Genomic DNA, 15,348 nt, shown 5'->3' with positions numbered 1-15,348 from the left:
GTCTATTCGTCTCTTGTGTTTGCGGGATAATTTGTATCTTCGAAGTAAAAATAAATGGGACGAAAAATTATTATAACGGCGACATTATTAGGAGCATTAGGTATTATTTTAGGTGCTTTTGGTGCACACGGATTAAAGAAAATTGTCAGTGAAACTGCGGTTGCTTCTTATGAAGTAGGTGTGCGTTACCAGATGTATCACGTGTTTTTTCTTTTGTTTGTTGGTCTTTCCTCTTTTTTCTCTGATGCAGTAAAGAAGAGAATTTTTATCCTGACTTTGGTAGGAGTATTGCTATTTTCTGGATCAATATATCTATTGACCTTCAATGGATTACCTGGGTTTGATGTAAAATTCTTAGGACCAATAACGCCAATTGGTGGGGTTTTTATGATAGCTGCTTGGGTTTATGCTGCAATTCAGACCCTTAAAACAGGAAAAAACACGAAAAACTAGTTTTGTGTATCGTTATATTAAATTTATTTCTAAGTTTGCATATTAATTAAAAAGACAACATAACATAATGAAAATGGCTAATACGCAATCAATTTCACTTGAAAAATATGGTATTAAAGATGTTGTAGAGATTGTATATAATCCTTCCTACGATCTTTTATATAATGAAGAAATTAAGTCTGACCTACAGGGGTTTGAAAAAGGACAAGTAACTGAATTAGGAGCTGTAAATGTTATGACAGGTGAGTTCACTGGTCGTTCTCCAAAAGATAAATATATCGTAAAAGACTCAGTTACTGAGAATACGGTTTGGTGGAACTCTCCAGAATCGCCAAATGACAATAAGCCAATTGACCAAAAAACGTGGGAAGCTTTAAAAGCAACTACAGTAAATGAGTTGTCAGGAAAAAAACTTTATGTTGTTGACGCTTTCTGTGGTGCGAACGAAAATACGCGTTTGAAAGTAAGATTCATTATGGAGGTAGCATGGCAAGCACATTTTGTAAAAAATATGTTTATCCGCCCTACTGAAGAGGAATTAGCAAACTTTGGTGAGCCTGATTTCGTGGTGATGAATGGTTCTAAAGCGACATTTAAAGATTATAAAGCATACGGATTAAACTCAGAAGTATATATTGCTTTCAACTTAACTGAAAAAGTACAGATTATCGGTGGTACTTGGTACGGTGGAGAAATGAAAAAAGGATTGTTCTCTATGATGAACTATTACTTACCATTGAAAGGAATGGCTTCTATGCACTGTTCGGCAAATAAAGGAAAAGATGGCGATGTAGCTGTGTTCTTTGGTTTATCTGGAACAGGTAAAACAACGTTGTCAACGGATCCAAAACGCGAATTAATTGGTGATGATGAGCACGGATGGGATGATGAAGGTGTATTTAACTTCGAAGGAGGTTGTTACGCAAAAACAATTAGCTTGAGCAAAGAAAATGAACCGGATATCTTCAGTGCGATTCGCCGTGATGCTTTATTGGAAAACGTAACTGTTGATGCAAATGGTGTTATCGATTTTAACGATGGTTCTGTAACGCAAAATACACGTGTTTCTTACCCGATTGATCACATTGAAAATATTGTTAAACCGGTATCTAAAGCTGGACACGCAACCAAAGTAATCTTCTTAACAGCTGATGCTTTCGGGGTTATGCCGCCAGTTTCTAAATTGACACCAGAGCAAACAAAATACTACTTCTTATCTGGATTTACAGCTAAATTAGCAGGAACAGAAAGAGGTGTAACACAACCAGAACCAACTTTCTCAGCTTGTTTTGGTAAAGCATTCTTGTCTTTACATCCAACAAAATACGGAGAAGAGTTAGTGAAAAAAATGGAAGAGCACAATGCTACTGCTTACATGGTTAATACAGGATGGAATGGAACAGGGAAGCGTATTTCTATTAAAGATACGCGTGCAATTATCGATCGTATCTTAGATGGATCTATCGAAAATGCTGAAACTGCAATCGTTCCGATCTATAATTTTGCTGTACCAACAGCGTTAGAAGGAGTAGATACAAATATCTTAGATCCTCGTAATACTTACGGTGAAGCAAAAGAATGGGAAGATAAAGCAAAAGATTTAGCTGCTTTATTTATCAAGAACTTTAATTTGTACACAAATAACGACGCAGGAAAAGCTTTAGTTGAAGCAGGACCACAGTTGTAATAACAAAAAAAGAGAGCTTTTAGCTCTCTTTTTTTTGTTATCAGATAACAGTTAACTAAAAAAAGCCTTCCATTAGGAAGGCTTTTTTTATAACTATTTATTTACTTTTTGGATGTACTTTTCAAGAGCCATAGTCATCGATGGAGCTTCTGGAGAAGGAGCCATGATGTCTACGCGTAAATCGTGATCTAGTGCTTCTTTTTGTGTTGTAGTACCAAATACAGCAATTCGCGTATTATCTTGTGAGAAATCAGGGAAATTCATAAACAAAGATTTGATTCCTGTTGGACTAAAGAACGCTAGAACGTCATATTTTACATCGGCTAAATCAGATAAATCACTCATTACCGTTCTGTAAAATGTTCCTGCAGTCCAGTCTACTTTTAATTCTCCTAAAATTGTGGGTACTTCTGCGTTTAATTGATCTGAAGCTGATAATAAGAATTTTTCGTCTTTGTATTTTTTAATCAACGGAGCCAAATCAGCAAAATCTTTCTGACCTACATAAATTTTTCTTTTGCGGTAAACTACATATTTTTGAAGATAGAAGGCGATTGCTTCTGATTGACAAAAATATTTTAATGTTTCAGGCACTTTATAGCGCATTTCTTCTGCTACGCGGAAGAAGTGGTCAACAGAGTTTCTACTTGTCAAAATTACGGCTGTAAAGTTGTTTAAATCGATTTTCTGTTGTCTCACGTCCTTAGCAGGTACACCTTCAACGTGTATAAAAGGCCTAAAGTCAATTTTTACTTTATATTTTTGTTCGATCTCAAAGTATGGAGAGTTTTCTACTTTAGGTTCTGGTTGAGAAACCAAAATTGTTTTCACTTTCATAGTTTAATTCTTATTTAGGCTCTAAAGTTTTTAAATGCAAAGTATATTATAAAATAAGGAGCTATTTCAAGGGTGCAAAGATACAAAATAAAATAGAACAACTTATTTAATATCGTTTTTCGATTGTTTTTTATAAAAATAACGTATAAACTAAGATTTGTTAAGATTAACGTAATTCCGATAATGCCAACGATCAATTGATTGATTATATCGTTATAAAACAAGATTAAATCAATTCCCAAAAGATACATGCCGATGTAATTTCGATAAGTTGCTTTTTGTAAATTGAAATGATCAACAAAGTCTTCTATACCAAATGTAATGCCAATTATTTTGTCAATAAGGTATTTACTAATGACAAAAAAACCGGAAAAATTTAAAATCTGTACAAAAGATAATAAGCTATAATGGTCAATAAAACCGAAAGATTTTGCGACGATTTGCAAAAAGAAGGTAATAGATAAGAACTGTATCGTTAAGAATGAAAGCGTAAAACTATTGCGTAAATTGGTATTGTCCTTGTATATTTTTAGGTACTTATCGGATATTGCTAATCGTGTAAACTCTGCAAATCGAACGCTAAAAACGGTACGATTGATAGCAATGATAGAGAAGCCCACAAAAAATAGTAGGGTAGCCCAATCTTTGTTGGTTACAATTCTTTCAGTTAATAGTAGATTGTCCATATCAATTGCAAAATTAGTAAAAAAATGTATTTGTCAGACTTTGTTAATTATTTAAGGGTTAACTTTCTATAAAAAGGTTATTTTTGTAGCCAAAGTAAAGACAATGAATGCAGGGTTAGTTATTATTCCTACCTATAATGAAATCGAAAATATAGCGCAAATAATTGAGGCTGTACTCGAATTGCCCGATTGTTTTCATATACTTATTGTAGATGATAACTCTCCTGATGGAACGGCTGCTGTTGTAGAAGAATTACAAAAGAAACATCCTGCAGTACATTTATTGAAACGAGAAGGTAAGAACGGATTAGGAACAGCTTATGTTGCTGGTTTTAAATGGGCTTTAGCTCATGACTATGAGTATGTTTTTGAGATGGACGCCGATTTTTCACATAATCCATTGGATCTTAGTCGATTATTAGCTAGTTGTAAAAAGCATGGCGGAATGGTTATAGGTTCCCGTTATGTCACAGGAGTAAATGTTGTTAATTGGCCTTTGAACCGTGTTTTACTTTCATATGGAGCATCAATTTATGTGCGATGGATTACGCGCATGCCTATTAAAGATACTACAGCTGGCTTTGTGTGTTATACAAAAGAAGTGTTGCAAAGCATTAACTTAGATGGCATACGATTTGTGGGATATGCCTTCCAAATTGAAATGAAATATAGAGTTTATGTCAAGCAATTTCCAATAACAGAGGTCCCTATTATTTTTACAGATCGAACCAGAGGTGAATCTAAAATGTCTAAGGGAATTATTAAAGAAGCTATCTTTGGTGTAATAAATCTGAAAATCAGAAAACTACTAAACAAACTATAATGAGCAACTACTTAATTAAAAACGGAAACCTTGTAAATGAAGGGGGCATAAAGAAAGGTGATATCCTTGTACAAGGGGGTAAAATTGTTCGCATTGCAAATGCTATAGAAGAAGCTGAAGGAATGGTGTGCATTGATGCAACGGGAAAATACGTTATTCCGGGTATGATTGATGATCAAGTGCATTTTCGTGAGCCAGGATTGACTCATAAGGGAGATATTGAATCAGAATCACGTGCGGCGGTAGCAGGAGGAATTACTTCTTTTATTGAACAACCGAATACAGTTCCTAATGCGGTAACTCAAGAATTGTTAGAACAAAAATATGAAATTGCTGCATCGAAATCGTATGCGAATTATTCGTTTATGATGGGAGGTACCAATGATAATTTGGAAGAATTGTTGAAAACCAATCCGAGAAATGTAGCGGGAATTAAATTGTTTTTAGGATCGTCTACAGGGAATATGTTAGTGGATCGCCAGGATGTTTTAGAGAAAATTTTTTCAAGTACTTCCATGTTGATCGCTGTTCACGCAGAAGATGAAGGAACAATACAAGCGAATCTGCAACAACATAAAGAACAATATGGGGATGATATTCCCGTAAGCTGTCACCCGATTATCCGCAGTGAAGAAGCTTGTTACTTATCATCTTCTAAAGCGATTGAATTGGCAAAGAAAACAGGAGCAAGACTTCATGTATTCCACGTATCTACAGGTAAGGAAACGGAATTATTTCGCAATGATATTCCTTTGAAAGATAAAAAAATAACAGCTGAGGTTTGTGTACACCATTTGTGGTTTACGGATGAAGATTATCAAACAAAGGGTAATTTTATCAAGTGGAATCCTGCTGTAAAAACAGCAAAAGACAGAGAAATGCTTTGGGAAGCTTTGTTAGATGGGCGCATCGATGTTATTGCAACAGATCATGCTCCGCACACAAAAGAAGAAAAAGCCAAACCGTATAGTCAAGCTCCTTCCGGAGGGCCTTTAGTGCAACATGCATTAGTTTCATTGTTTGAAGCAAGTAAACAAGGGCGTATTTCTGTGGAAATGATTGTTGAGAAAACAGCGCATAATCCAGCTGTTCTCTTTCAAGTGGAGAAGAGAGGTTTTCTTAGAGAAGGATATCATGCAGATATCGTTTTAATAGACCCGAATCAACCCTGGGAAGTGAATCAGTCTAATATCCTGTATAAATGTGGATGGTCTCCATTTGAAGGAGAAACGTTCTCTGCTAAAGTAACCCATACTTTTGTTAATGGTTGCTTAGTGTATGAAAGAGATGAAGTGAAAGATGTGCGTTGCGGACAACGATTGCTTTTTGAACGTTAGTATTACATAAAAATGAAGCATATACTATTTACTTTTTTGATGGCCGCTTTACTGTGTTCTTGCCAACAAGATAAAGCAAAGCCAAATCCATTTATTGAAGAATCTAAAATGGAAGATATTTTGTATGATGTTACTCTTTTGTATGGAGCACAGAATACAAACTCATTCGCTATTGATACGGTTAAATCGATTCAAATGAGTGATATTTTTAAAAAATACGATATTGATAGCTTGGCTTTTGTTGAAAATAGCCGTTACTATATTGCCTTGAAAAAAGGAGTGTATTTTGATATGCAAATGCGCGTGATGAATCGACTGAAGAAAGAACAAGAGAAATTGGAAAAGGATTTTCCTCAAACAGATGAACGTATTGATCTGTTAAAAAAATCCGATTCGTTAGTTGAAAAGCCAACAATAGAGGAGGCTGAACTTCAACCGATAAGCACTGTTGATACTAATGCCGATAAATTAGAGCTACTAAAAAAAAATAAGCAGGCGAAACAAAAAACTTCTGTAGAAAAAAAGGAGAAATTTCAATTAGCAAATAAGAAAAAAATACTTGAACTACTTTAAGAATTACTTCAAAGACTTGCTTGTTCTTTCTAAAAACACAGAAGGCGATGAAAATTTAAAATTGAGGGTTTGCTCAGCTTTAGAAGCATCATAATAAAAACAACTTAGAGAAGCTTTCGCGATTGCACGTGTAAAGCTTCTTTTTTTTCCTAGTGCGCTCATTAAAGCATCTAAGCGCCATGCAAGGGATAATCCAAGACGACCTAATTGGAAACGCGCCGGTTTTTTGCGTAGTATAGCTGCGATTTGATGTAAGAGGTCTTTGTTGCTTAAATTCGCTGCAACAAGGGTATAGCGTTCATTTACAACCGTACTGCACATTAATTGATACATACAAGATACCACGTCTTCTACTGCAACAACAGCGGTAGTACCGTCAGTGTAAAAAGGAAAATTACGACTTACTTTATAAAGAAGCTCTCCGCTTCCTTCTCTGTCAAAACCACGGCCAAAAATAACACCTGGGTTGACAATAACAACATTTAATCCTTCTTGTGTGCCACGCCATACTTCCATTTCAGCGCCAAATTTACTCAAGGCATAATCGCTGTGATAAAGTTCTGGATTCCATTCTGTCTTTTCAGTAATGGGAATTGAGCAGTGTAGTGTTTCTCCTAAAGCGGCAATAGAACTTACATGACATAGTTTTTCAATAGAAAAAGCAAGACACAGATTGACTATGTTTGCTGTTCCTTCAATATTCGTTTTTCGGAGTTTTTTCTCGTCTTTAGGATCGAAAGACACAAAGGCAGCACAATGATAAACATGTGTAACCCCCTGAAAGGCTTCTTCTAGTGAAGGAAGATCCAAGATATCGGCTTTTCTCCAAGTGATTTGATCAAATAATGGCTCTGCCTGATGCAATGCAAATACTTCTTTTGTCTTTTCAAGGCGCTTCTCATCTCGGTAAATTGCACAAACTCGTTGCTCCCCCTGTTGAAGAAGATGTAATAGAAGGTGGCTTCCTACTAAGCCTGTAGCACCTGTGACAAGTATCATAATAAACAAATGTAACGGTTATGTTTTAGATAGTGAAAGAATAGGAGTAAAAGTTTTAAAGTAACGCCCGTATTTTCAACGTATCGTTTTGAAGAGTCTGAAAGCAATAAAAATACAGATGTATCAAAAAAAAGTTCTATTAGCGTAAGGAATTGAACTATCTTTGCATAAAATATAATTAAATGAAAAATTTTATTGAAGAAGTGACTTGGAGAGGAATGCTCCACGACGTTATGCCAGGCACTGAAGAACATTTGTTGGAGCAGATGCGTGTAGCGTATGTGGGAATTGACCCAACAGCGGATTCATTGCATATTGGACATTTAGTAGGTGTAATGCTTTTAAAGCATTTTCAGATGGCAGGACACAAACCAATCGCTTTGATTGGAGGTGCTACAGGAATGGTGGGAGATCCATCTGGGAAATCAAATGAACGAAATCTATTGTCAGAAGAAGCTTTACGTCACAATCAAAATGCGATTAAAGCTCAGTTAGAACGCTTTTTAGATTTTAATTCAGGTGCGGGAAATGCAGCCGAGTTAGTGAACAACTACGACTGGATGAAAGATTTTTCTTTCTTAGAATTCATTAGAACAGTAGGAAAACACATTACTGTAAACTATATGATGGCTAAAGATTCTGTAAAAAAACGCCTAAACGGTGAATTCCAAGATGGAATGTCTTTTACAGAGTTTTGTTATCAGCTGATGCAAGGATATGACTTTTTGCATCTATTTAAAGCAAAAAATGTTACGTTGCAAATGGGGGGGTCTGATCAGTGGGGAAATATCACTACAGGTACAGAATTAATTCGCCGTACAATTAGCGAAAAAGCCTATGCGTTAACTTGTCCATTAATCACAAAAGCTGATGGTACAAAGTTTGGTAAGTCTGAAGGAGGAAATATTTGGCTCTCTGCTGAATATACATCACCATACAAATTCTACCAATACTGGGTAAACGTTTCGGATGCAGACGCAGAAAAATACATTAAGATATTTACTTTTATAGGGCGTGAAGAAATTGAAGCGCTTGTAAAAGAACACCAAGAAGCACCACATTTACGCATTTTGCAAAAACGATTAGCAGAAGAAGTAACAACGATGGTTCACGGAGTGGAAAATCTAGAAAATGCAATTAAAGCTTCTGGAATCTTATTTGGAAATTCATCTGCAGATGATTTGAAACAATTAGATGCAAAAACATTTTTAGAAGTGTTTGACGGAGTGCCACAAGCAGAAATTGCAAAAGCAGATGTTGAGGCAGGTCTTCCTATCATTGAAGCTTTAGCTGGTAAAAGTGGATTTATGCCTTCAAATGGAGAAGCACGTCGCTCTTTACAAGCAAATTCTATTGCCGTAAATAGAGACAAAGTGGCTGAAGATTATGTGATTACCACAGCAGATTTGATTAATAATCAATTCATTCTTCTACAAAAAGGAAAAAAGAATTACTTTATTTTAGATGTAAAGTAATTGAATACATTATAGCATGTTAAAAGGTTATCTCATACAAAGAGATAACCTTTTTTGTTTTAAATCTACCATATACGTGGTATTTACTTCTGTTATTTCAACCCCTATCTTTGCCTTATCAAAAACAAATAAAAAACCCTTTGTTTTTCATTGTATAAAGAAGAAGCAAAGGAAATAATGTAAAAAGTAGTACTATGCAGTTTCTAGTTTTTTTATCGAAAATAACTTCTTTTCTTCATTGGAATCAACAGGAAAATTCTTCTTCTATGTTGATGAAGTGCTGCGTGAATTTGTGTTGTAGCTAGCACGTCTTTTAGCTATTTCGGATGTTGTATTCGCACATCCTTTTCAATTTAATTCTATCATTTATTAGTAATGTATTGCGAGAAGATTCTGGCAATCAAAGGAACAATTTATGCAAAAAATTTTACAAATTGTTTTTGTGCTGATTGGAGTTTATCAGTTACAAGCACAGGAGTATACACTCAAAGGTACCGTTTCTGATATAGGCGGAAGTTTACCAGGGGTAAGTGTAACTATAGTAGAAACAGGTAAGGGAATCGCAACAGATTTCGATGGTAACTACAGTATAAAAGTAGAGCCAAATCAAACCATCGCTTTTTCGTTTATTGGATATACCACCCAAAAAGTAAAAATTTCCAATCAAACGGAACTTAATATTTACCTAGAAGCTCAGACCGAGAATCTAGAAGAAGTTATTATTCAAGTGCCATATGGTACGGCAAATAAAAAAACTTATACAGGATCAGTTGGATTAGTTAGCGCTAAAGCAATTGGGCAGTCTCAAGTGAGTAATGTATCAAGAGTTTTAGAAGGTTCGGTAGCAGGGGTTCAATCTTTTGCAGCAAGTGGACAGCCAGGATCGGAAGCGGAAATCCGCATTCGTGGTATTGGTTCCATCAATGCAGACAGTAAACCCTTATACGTAGTAGATGGAGTGCCTTATGAAGGTGGTCTATCTGCTATTGCTCCGGCAGATATTGAATCTATTTCGGTATTAAAGGATGCAACAGCTGCTACGTTATATGGTTCTAGAGCAGCGAATGGGGTGATTATGATCACAACGAAAAGAGGGGTAAAAGATCAAGAGCCTCAAATTGAAATATCTGCCAAATACGGAACCTCAAGTAGAGCACGTAGTGACTATAAAACTTTGGGAACCAATCAATACATGGAATTGTATTGGGAGTCTATGCGCAATGGATACATGGATAATACAGGTGCTGATTGGGCTAAAGCAGGTCAATATGCAACGGATAATCTAATCAACTTCGTCGGCATTAATCCGTATGGATTAAATAATCCTCAACCCGTAGGTACAGATGGGAAAGTACAAGCTGGTTTACAACCACTTTGGAATGACAATTGGACTGATGCTTTATCTCAATCTGCTAATTATACCGATTTGAATGTTCGCGTATCAGGTGGAGGTGCAAAATCAAGATACTTTGTTTCAGGAGGATTTTTAAATAACCAAGGATATGTAAAAGAATCGGGATTTAAACGCTTTAACTTCCGTACAAATTTAGTCGTAGATGCGAAAGATTGGTTGGAGTTAGGATTAAATGCTTCTGCTTCTCATTCGATTCAAGACTATCCTAAGCAAGATGATAGTGCGATTGAAAATGTTATCGGATTTGGTCGTAATATGCCTTCATTTTACCCAATTTACGAACGCGATTTAACTACAGGTGCGTATTTATTAGATCCTGAAACAGGAAATCGAATCTATGACTTTGGAACATATAGAGCAAGTTCGTATGCCCGCCATAATTTAGTTGCAACATTGCCACTAGACAAAGCAGAAAACAAATTCGATATCGCAACGGTACGTACATATGCTCAAATTAAGTTTCTAGATAATTTGAAGTTAAAAACATCCTTGAATATTGATTACAACAGCCAATATAATCACAATGTAACCAATCCAGAAATTGGGCCATCTAGCTCAACTGGAGGTGGCGTTAGCATGCGAAACACGCGTACAGTGAGCATGACATATAACAATGTGCTAAATTACGATCTAGATTTAGATGATAAAAATAGTTTAGCTCTTATGGGAGGGCAAGAATACTATCAGTATAAATCAAATTATTTTGGTGGAGAAAGAGGGCAATTAGCTATGTTGGGCTATGAACAACCCGATGCCGCTTCTCGACTCATCGATTTCTATGGAAAAGCAGACGAATATAAAATGTTGAGTTTCTTTGGAAATGCACAGTATTCATATGATAAAAAATATTATTTATCAGCTTCTTACCGTGCAGATGGGTCTTCTCGTTTCGCTAAAGCAAAACGCTGGGGAGGTTTTTGGTCTGTAGGGGCTTCATGGAGAATTATTGATGAGGATTTCATGCAACACTATCGCGATACCTGGTTGAATGAGTTGGTATTCCGTGCTAGTTATGGTGCACAAGGAAATGATAAAGTAGGATATTACGCGTATCAAGAGCTATATAACATCTATAACAATCTAGGTAACCCTGGATTAGTAGCTTCTCGTTTAGAAACACCAGAATTGAGTTGGGAGTCAAATATGAACCTGAATGTCGGATTTGACTTTGCTGTATTGGATAACCGATTAAGTGGTACGGTAGAGTATTTTGAGCGTTCTTCTAAAGATTTGTTATTTAGTAAATCGATTGCTCCGTCATTAGGATTTACCTCCATCTTAGAAAACGTAGGGAAAATTAAAAATTACGGAATAGAACTTTCCTTAGAAGGCTATCCGATTCGCACTGCAGATTGGAAATGGAAGTTAGGAATGAATATTACGACATATAAAAACAAAATTGTTTCTCTTCCCTCTAACGAAATGTATAGTGGAACAAAAAAATGGGTAAAAGGAGGTTCTTTATATGATTTCTATTTGCAAGAATGGGCAGGAGTAAATCCTGAAACTGGAAAGCCAAGATGGTATGGAACAGATGAGCAAGGAAATCGATATATTACTGAAAATTACAGCGATTTAAAAGATAAAGACAGAGTGAAGAAAGGAAATTCGCTTCCTAAATTCTCGGGTGGTTTTAATACAGATTTAAGTTATAAAAACTGGCAGTTAAGCGCTAATTTCTCTTACAACATTGGAGGTAAGATTTACAATAGTGATAAAACAAGCTTACTGAGACAAGATCCAGGAGGAACGGCATGGAGCGTGGATATGCTAGATCGCTGGACACCGGAAAATCCGAATACAGATGTAGCGCGATTGACTACGGCAAAAGGGAATGGTTGGACAGAATCTTCAAGTCGTTTCTTGGTTGATCGCTCGTTCTTGAAATTAAAAACACTTACAGTGGCATATAATTTTCCACAAGAGTGGTTAAACAAAGTGAATATCGGACAAGCGTCACTTTATTTGCAAGGAGAGAACTTATTTACTTGGGCGAAACAACAGGGATTAGATCCAGAACAAAATTTTGACGGTACAACGTACTATCGCTATCCTGCTATGAAAACGATTTCAGTGGGATTAAATCTAAAATTATAAGCTAATGAAAAATTATATCAAATATACCAAAGTTTTGTTTTTACTTTTTGCACTGGGATTGGCTTCTTGTGAATTAGAAACCTCGCCGACAGATGCAATAGAGAAAAAAGAAGTTTTTAAAACGGTAGCTGGAAATGCAAAGGTTTTAAATGGAAGTTGGGGGCAATTAATGGAAACCTTCAATACATTTGCCAACCCAGGTTTTGGAGCTATTTTACGCGCAAATGATGCAATGGGAAATGACGTAGTTCTGCAAACCAATAAGTACGGCTTTGGAACCCATTATCAGTTTAGTGCTTTATATGGTAAAGGTGGAACAAACTCGCAAAGTTGGAATTTGGCCTATAAAACCATCAATAACATGAACAATATCTTGTTTAATGTTGACGATGCACAAGGTGATGCAGGAGAAAGAAGAATTGTAAAAGGACAAGCGTATGCCTTGAGAGGATATATGTATCTGCATTTAGCATCTTCTTACACCTTTGCAATTGATAATAATCCAGATGCACCAAGTGTTCCTATTTACTTAGAGCCAACAACAGCTAAATCTCAACCAGGAAAAAGAGCAACGGTAACAGAAGTATACAATCAAGCAATTAAAGATTTGGAAGAAGCATTAGCGTTGATTCCAGAGGGGTATGCGAGAAGTCAAAAATTTCAAATCGATCAAAATGTTGTTTTAGGTTTGTTGTCTCGTGCAAATCTATATGCGAGAAATTGGGAAAAAGCGAAAGAGTATTCAGATCGATTGTTGTTAAAGGCTAATTATTTGATGAACGAATCAGAATATAAGGCCGGCTTTAATGATGTCAATAATCGCGAGTGGATTTGGGGACATCCCCAAACACCAGACCAAAGCAATGCTTCGTATCAGTTTCACTTTTTAGATGTGACATCGAAAGATAGTTATTACTATAGTTTTAATGCAGACCCTTATTTTAAGGAGCTTTTTGATGAAGGCGATTACCGTAAATCGATGATTAACTGGGCGCCCGATCCTAGTGCGGATATTGAGAAGACTTCTGTTGTTTGGATGCGTTATGGTAAATTCAAATTTAAAGCAGGTCAAATTGCAGATATTGTATTGATGCGTACAGCCGAGATCTACTTGATTAACGCAGAAGCAAAAGCACGCCTAAATAATGGAGATGCAATCAACAAGCTAAATGATGTAAAACGCGCAAGAAATGCAGCTCTAGCGGATAACGTAACAGGGAATGATTTGTTAGAAGCTATTTGGTTAGAAAGGAGAAAAGAATTATTCGGTGAAGGATTTGCTTTAGTAGACATCGTTAGAAATCAAAAAACAGTAGTTCGAAAAAAATACGAACACGAAAAGATAGAATATTCTTATGTGGTTAAAGACGAGGAAGGAAATGAAGTTACAAAAACAAAAACAATGACAGCAAATGGTCATTATGTACTGAATTTTCCTGATAAAAGCCCGTTTGTAGCTAATAGTCCTTACTATTTGTATCAGATACCAAACGTAGAAGAAAGAGAAAACCCGAATTTGTAAGCGGGGGTAAATTCAATTAGTTGTTTATTTTATTCGATCAGAAATGAGGGGAGAGGCTGTCTATTGGACAGCCTTTTCCTGTTTATACCTAAAATTATTTCCTTAATTTTGTTAGATAAAGGTAAGATATGTTGCACATTGCTATTTTAGAAGAAAAAGAATTGGTTCGCTTGGGAATACAAACGGTAGCAAAACAAGTTTGTCAAGAAGAAATTAGTTGGTACGACTTGACTACAGTTCAAGATATCCGATTATTTTTAAAGAAAAATAATGGAGGTTACGTTTTTTTTAATCCTTCTAGTTATCAATTACTGCAGCAGGTAGATGCGATTTATGAGTTAAAAACAGCGTATGAACGAAGTACTTGGGTGATGTGGCTGGAAGAGTTACCCGAAGTTTGGTTGAAGAAGATTCTGCATATGAAGTCAGTAAATGGCTTTAATATGGTGCAGCAAAGCAATTCTATACAAGAGCTTGTAAAAGCGCTGACGATGATTTGTCAAAAAGAGAACTATATTGCTGCCTGTGTACAAGAGGTGCTTAATTCTTATAAATCAACCGCTTTTAAAGTAGATCAGGTACTAACCAATGCCGAAAGAGAAATTTTGAAGGAGATCGCAACAGGTAAAATGACTAAAGAAATAGCTGCAGATCGAAATATAAGTATTCATACCGTGATTACCCATCGCAAGAATATTTTTAAAAAATTAGAAGTCAATAGTGTACACGATGCTACGCGCTATGCTATTCGAGCGGGGATTATAACAGTTAACGATTATTATATTTAAAAACAAAAAAAACTGCCTTGGCAGTTTTTTTGTTTTATATCGGTAATGGATTTTTAAAAATATCCTGATTGATCGAATCAATGTATTCTAAAACTTCATCACGTCCTGTTTTATCTTCTGATGAGGTAATAAAATAAGGAGGCATTTCTTCCCAAATACCATTTAGCAGTTGCTTTTGGTAATCTGCTACTAATTGGTGGATTTTGGTTTTTCCTACTTTATCTGCTTTAGTAAAGATAATGCCGAACGGAATGCCCGCTTCTCCTAAATATTCCATGAATTCCAAATCGATCTTTTGTGCCTCGTGTCTGATGTCAATCAAAACAAAAGCAGAAACCAATTGTCTGCGTTTTTCAAAGTATTCTGTAATGAATTTTTGGAAAACACTTTTAGTCTTTTTAGAAACTTTAGCGTACCCATACCCAGGTAAGTCAACTAAAAACCAATTAGAATTAATCTTAAAATGGTTGATTAGCTGTGTCTTTCCAGGTCTTGAGGAAGTTTTGGCTAAAGATTTAGAGTTGGTAAGCATGTTGATTAAGGAAGACTTTCCAACGTTGGATCTTCCGATGAATGCATACTCTGGTAAGGGCTCGTTTGGGCACTTACTTACATCAGAGTTACTCATTACAAATGCTGCTGTATTTATTTTCATTG

Annotated in this window: 13 protein-coding genes; 9 read left to right on the top strand and 4 right to left on the bottom strand. The window is 35.8% G+C overall.

The genetic code is table 11. From position 1 onward, the window contains the following. The first annotated feature begins 54 nt into the window (after nt 1-54). Both H4K33_RS04420 and pckA read left to right on the top strand, forming a co-directional pair. Entirely contained in the window at nt 55-453 is a 399-nt protein-coding gene (locus H4K33_RS04420; protein WP_182647268.1) for a DUF423 domain-containing protein, read from the top strand. A 67-nt stretch (nt 454-520) separates the two neighbouring features. Beyond that, nucleotides 521-2,140 (top strand): phosphoenolpyruvate carboxykinase (ATP), encoded by a 1,620-nt coding sequence (gene pckA / locus H4K33_RS04415; RefSeq protein ID WP_370576658.1) that lies wholly within the window; start codon nt 521-523, stop codon nt 2,138-2,140. A 93-nt stretch (nt 2,141-2,233) separates the two neighbouring features. Here pckA and H4K33_RS04410 read toward each other — a convergent pair whose 3' ends face one another. Together H4K33_RS04410 and H4K33_RS04405 are read right to left on the bottom strand one after the other, a co-directional pair. Next, nucleotides 2,234-2,977: a uroporphyrinogen-III synthase gene (locus tag H4K33_RS04410; protein ID WP_182647267.1), complete on the bottom strand. Its 744-nt coding sequence runs from the start codon at nt 2,975-2,977 to the stop codon at nt 2,234-2,236. Between the two features lie 14 nt (nt 2,978-2,991). After that, nucleotides 2,992-3,663 carry a DUF4271 domain-containing protein gene (locus H4K33_RS04405; protein ID WP_182647266.1) on the bottom strand — a complete coding sequence of 224 codons (672 nt, stop codon included), beginning with the start codon at nt 3,661-3,663 and terminating at the stop codon, nt 2,992-2,994. A 103-nt stretch (nt 3,664-3,766) separates the two neighbouring features. On the opposite strand from H4K33_RS04405, the gene H4K33_RS04400 reads away from it, so the two are divergent. Genes H4K33_RS04400 through H4K33_RS04390 form a run of 3 tightly spaced genes read left to right on the top strand, consistent with a single transcriptional unit; the run spans nt 3,767 to nt 6,396 of the window. Further along, nucleotides 3,767-4,486, top strand: coding sequence for a polyprenol monophosphomannose synthase (locus H4K33_RS04400; RefSeq protein ID WP_182647265.1), 720 nt, complete (start codon nt 3,767-3,769; stop codon nt 4,484-4,486). Continuing rightward, complete coding sequence (locus H4K33_RS04395) at nt 4,486-5,823, top strand: dihydroorotase (protein ID WP_182647264.1); 1,338 nt, start codon at nt 4,486-4,488, stop codon at nt 5,821-5,823. Before H4K33_RS04400 ends, H4K33_RS04395 begins: the two co-directional genes overlap by 1 nt. 12 nt (nt 5,824-5,835) lie before the next feature. Further along, the gene (locus tag H4K33_RS04390) at nt 5,836-6,396 is read left to right on the top strand and encodes a DUF4296 domain-containing protein (protein WP_182647263.1); all 561 of its coding nucleotides are present in this window, start codon (nt 5,836-5,838) and stop codon (nt 6,394-6,396) included. Nucleotides 6,397-6,399: 3 nt separating this feature from the next. On the opposite strand, the gene H4K33_RS04385 is transcribed toward H4K33_RS04390, so the two are convergent. Further along, nucleotides 6,400-7,395, bottom strand: a complete 996-nt coding sequence (locus tag H4K33_RS04385; protein ID WP_182647262.1) for an NAD-dependent epimerase/dehydratase family protein — start codon at nt 7,393-7,395, stop codon at nt 6,400-6,402. A gap of 182 nt (nt 7,396-7,577) precedes the next feature. Here H4K33_RS04385 and tyrS point away from each other — a divergent pair, with 182 nt between their 5' ends. From tyrS to H4K33_RS04365, 4 genes are all read left to right on the top strand, one after another. After that, entirely contained in the window at nt 7,578-8,870 is a 1,293-nt protein-coding gene (gene tyrS, locus H4K33_RS04380) for a tyrosine--tRNA ligase (RefSeq protein ID WP_182647261.1), read from the top strand. A 415-nt stretch (nt 8,871-9,285) separates the two neighbouring features. Next, complete coding sequence (locus H4K33_RS04375) at nt 9,286-12,381, top strand: TonB-dependent receptor (RefSeq protein WP_182647260.1); 3,096 nt, start codon at nt 9,286-9,288, stop codon at nt 12,379-12,381. 4 nt (nt 12,382-12,385) lie between these two features. After that, nucleotides 12,386-13,903: a RagB/SusD family nutrient uptake outer membrane protein gene (locus H4K33_RS04370; protein ID WP_182647259.1), complete on the top strand. Its 1,518-nt coding sequence runs from the start codon at nt 12,386-12,388 to the stop codon at nt 13,901-13,903. Between the two features lie 128 nt (nt 13,904-14,031). After that, nucleotides 14,032-14,691, top strand: a complete 660-nt coding sequence (locus H4K33_RS04365; protein ID WP_182647258.1) for a response regulator transcription factor — start codon at nt 14,032-14,034, stop codon at nt 14,689-14,691. Between the two features lie 34 nt (nt 14,692-14,725). On the opposite strand, the gene yihA is transcribed toward H4K33_RS04365, so the two are convergent. Beyond that, nucleotides 14,726-15,346: a ribosome biogenesis GTP-binding protein YihA/YsxC gene (gene yihA, locus H4K33_RS04360; protein ID WP_182647257.1), complete on the bottom strand. Its 621-nt coding sequence runs from the start codon at nt 15,344-15,346 to the stop codon at nt 14,726-14,728. Nucleotides 15,347-15,348 lie beyond the last annotated feature (2 nt).

The sequence above is a fragment of the Myroides sp. WP-1 genome (assembly GCF_014145635.1).
In the GTDB taxonomy this organism is placed as follows: Bacteria; Bacteroidota; Bacteroidia; order Flavobacteriales; family Flavobacteriaceae; genus Flavobacterium.
This window is presented reverse-complemented; position numbering and strand designations above follow the sequence as displayed.

What these genes read in the sequence shown, in the direction of transcription:
- H4K33_RS04400 (WP_182647265.1), top strand. Translation starts at nt 3,767, where the DNA reads ATGAATGCAGGGTTAGTTATTATTCCTACCTATAATGAAATCGAAAAT.
- H4K33_RS04365 (WP_182647258.1), top strand. Translation starts at nt 14,032, where the DNA reads ATGTTGCACATTGCTATTTTAGAAGAAAAAGAATTGGTTCGCTTGGGA.
- yihA (WP_182647257.1), bottom strand. Translation starts at nt 15,346, where the DNA reads ATGAAAATAAATACAGCAGCATTTGTAATGAGTAACTCTGATGTAAGT.
- H4K33_RS04420 (WP_182647268.1), top strand. Translation starts at nt 55, where the DNA reads ATGGGACGAAAAATTATTATAACGGCGACATTATTAGGAGCATTAGGT.
- H4K33_RS04370 (WP_182647259.1), top strand. Translation starts at nt 12,386, where the DNA reads ATGAAAAATTATATCAAATATACCAAAGTTTTGTTTTTACTTTTTGCA.
- H4K33_RS04410 (WP_182647267.1), bottom strand. Translation starts at nt 2,977, where the DNA reads ATGAAAGTGAAAACAATTTTGGTTTCTCAACCAGAACCTAAAGTAGAA.
- H4K33_RS04375 (WP_182647260.1), top strand. Translation starts at nt 9,286, where the DNA reads ATGCAAAAAATTTTACAAATTGTTTTTGTGCTGATTGGAGTTTATCAG.
- H4K33_RS04405 (WP_182647266.1), bottom strand. Translation starts at nt 3,663, where the DNA reads ATGGACAATCTACTATTAACTGAAAGAATTGTAACCAACAAAGATTGG.
- tyrS (WP_182647261.1), top strand. Translation starts at nt 7,578, where the DNA reads ATGAAAAATTTTATTGAAGAAGTGACTTGGAGAGGAATGCTCCACGAC.
- pckA (WP_370576658.1), top strand. Translation starts at nt 521, where the DNA reads ATGAAAATGGCTAATACGCAATCAATTTCACTTGAAAAATATGGTATT.
- H4K33_RS04385 (WP_182647262.1), bottom strand. Translation starts at nt 7,395, where the DNA reads ATGATACTTGTCACAGGTGCTACAGGCTTAGTAGGAAGCCACCTTCTA.
- H4K33_RS04395 (WP_182647264.1), top strand. Translation starts at nt 4,486, where the DNA reads ATGAGCAACTACTTAATTAAAAACGGAAACCTTGTAAATGAAGGGGGC.
- H4K33_RS04390 (WP_182647263.1), top strand. Translation starts at nt 5,836, where the DNA reads ATGAAGCATATACTATTTACTTTTTTGATGGCCGCTTTACTGTGTTCT.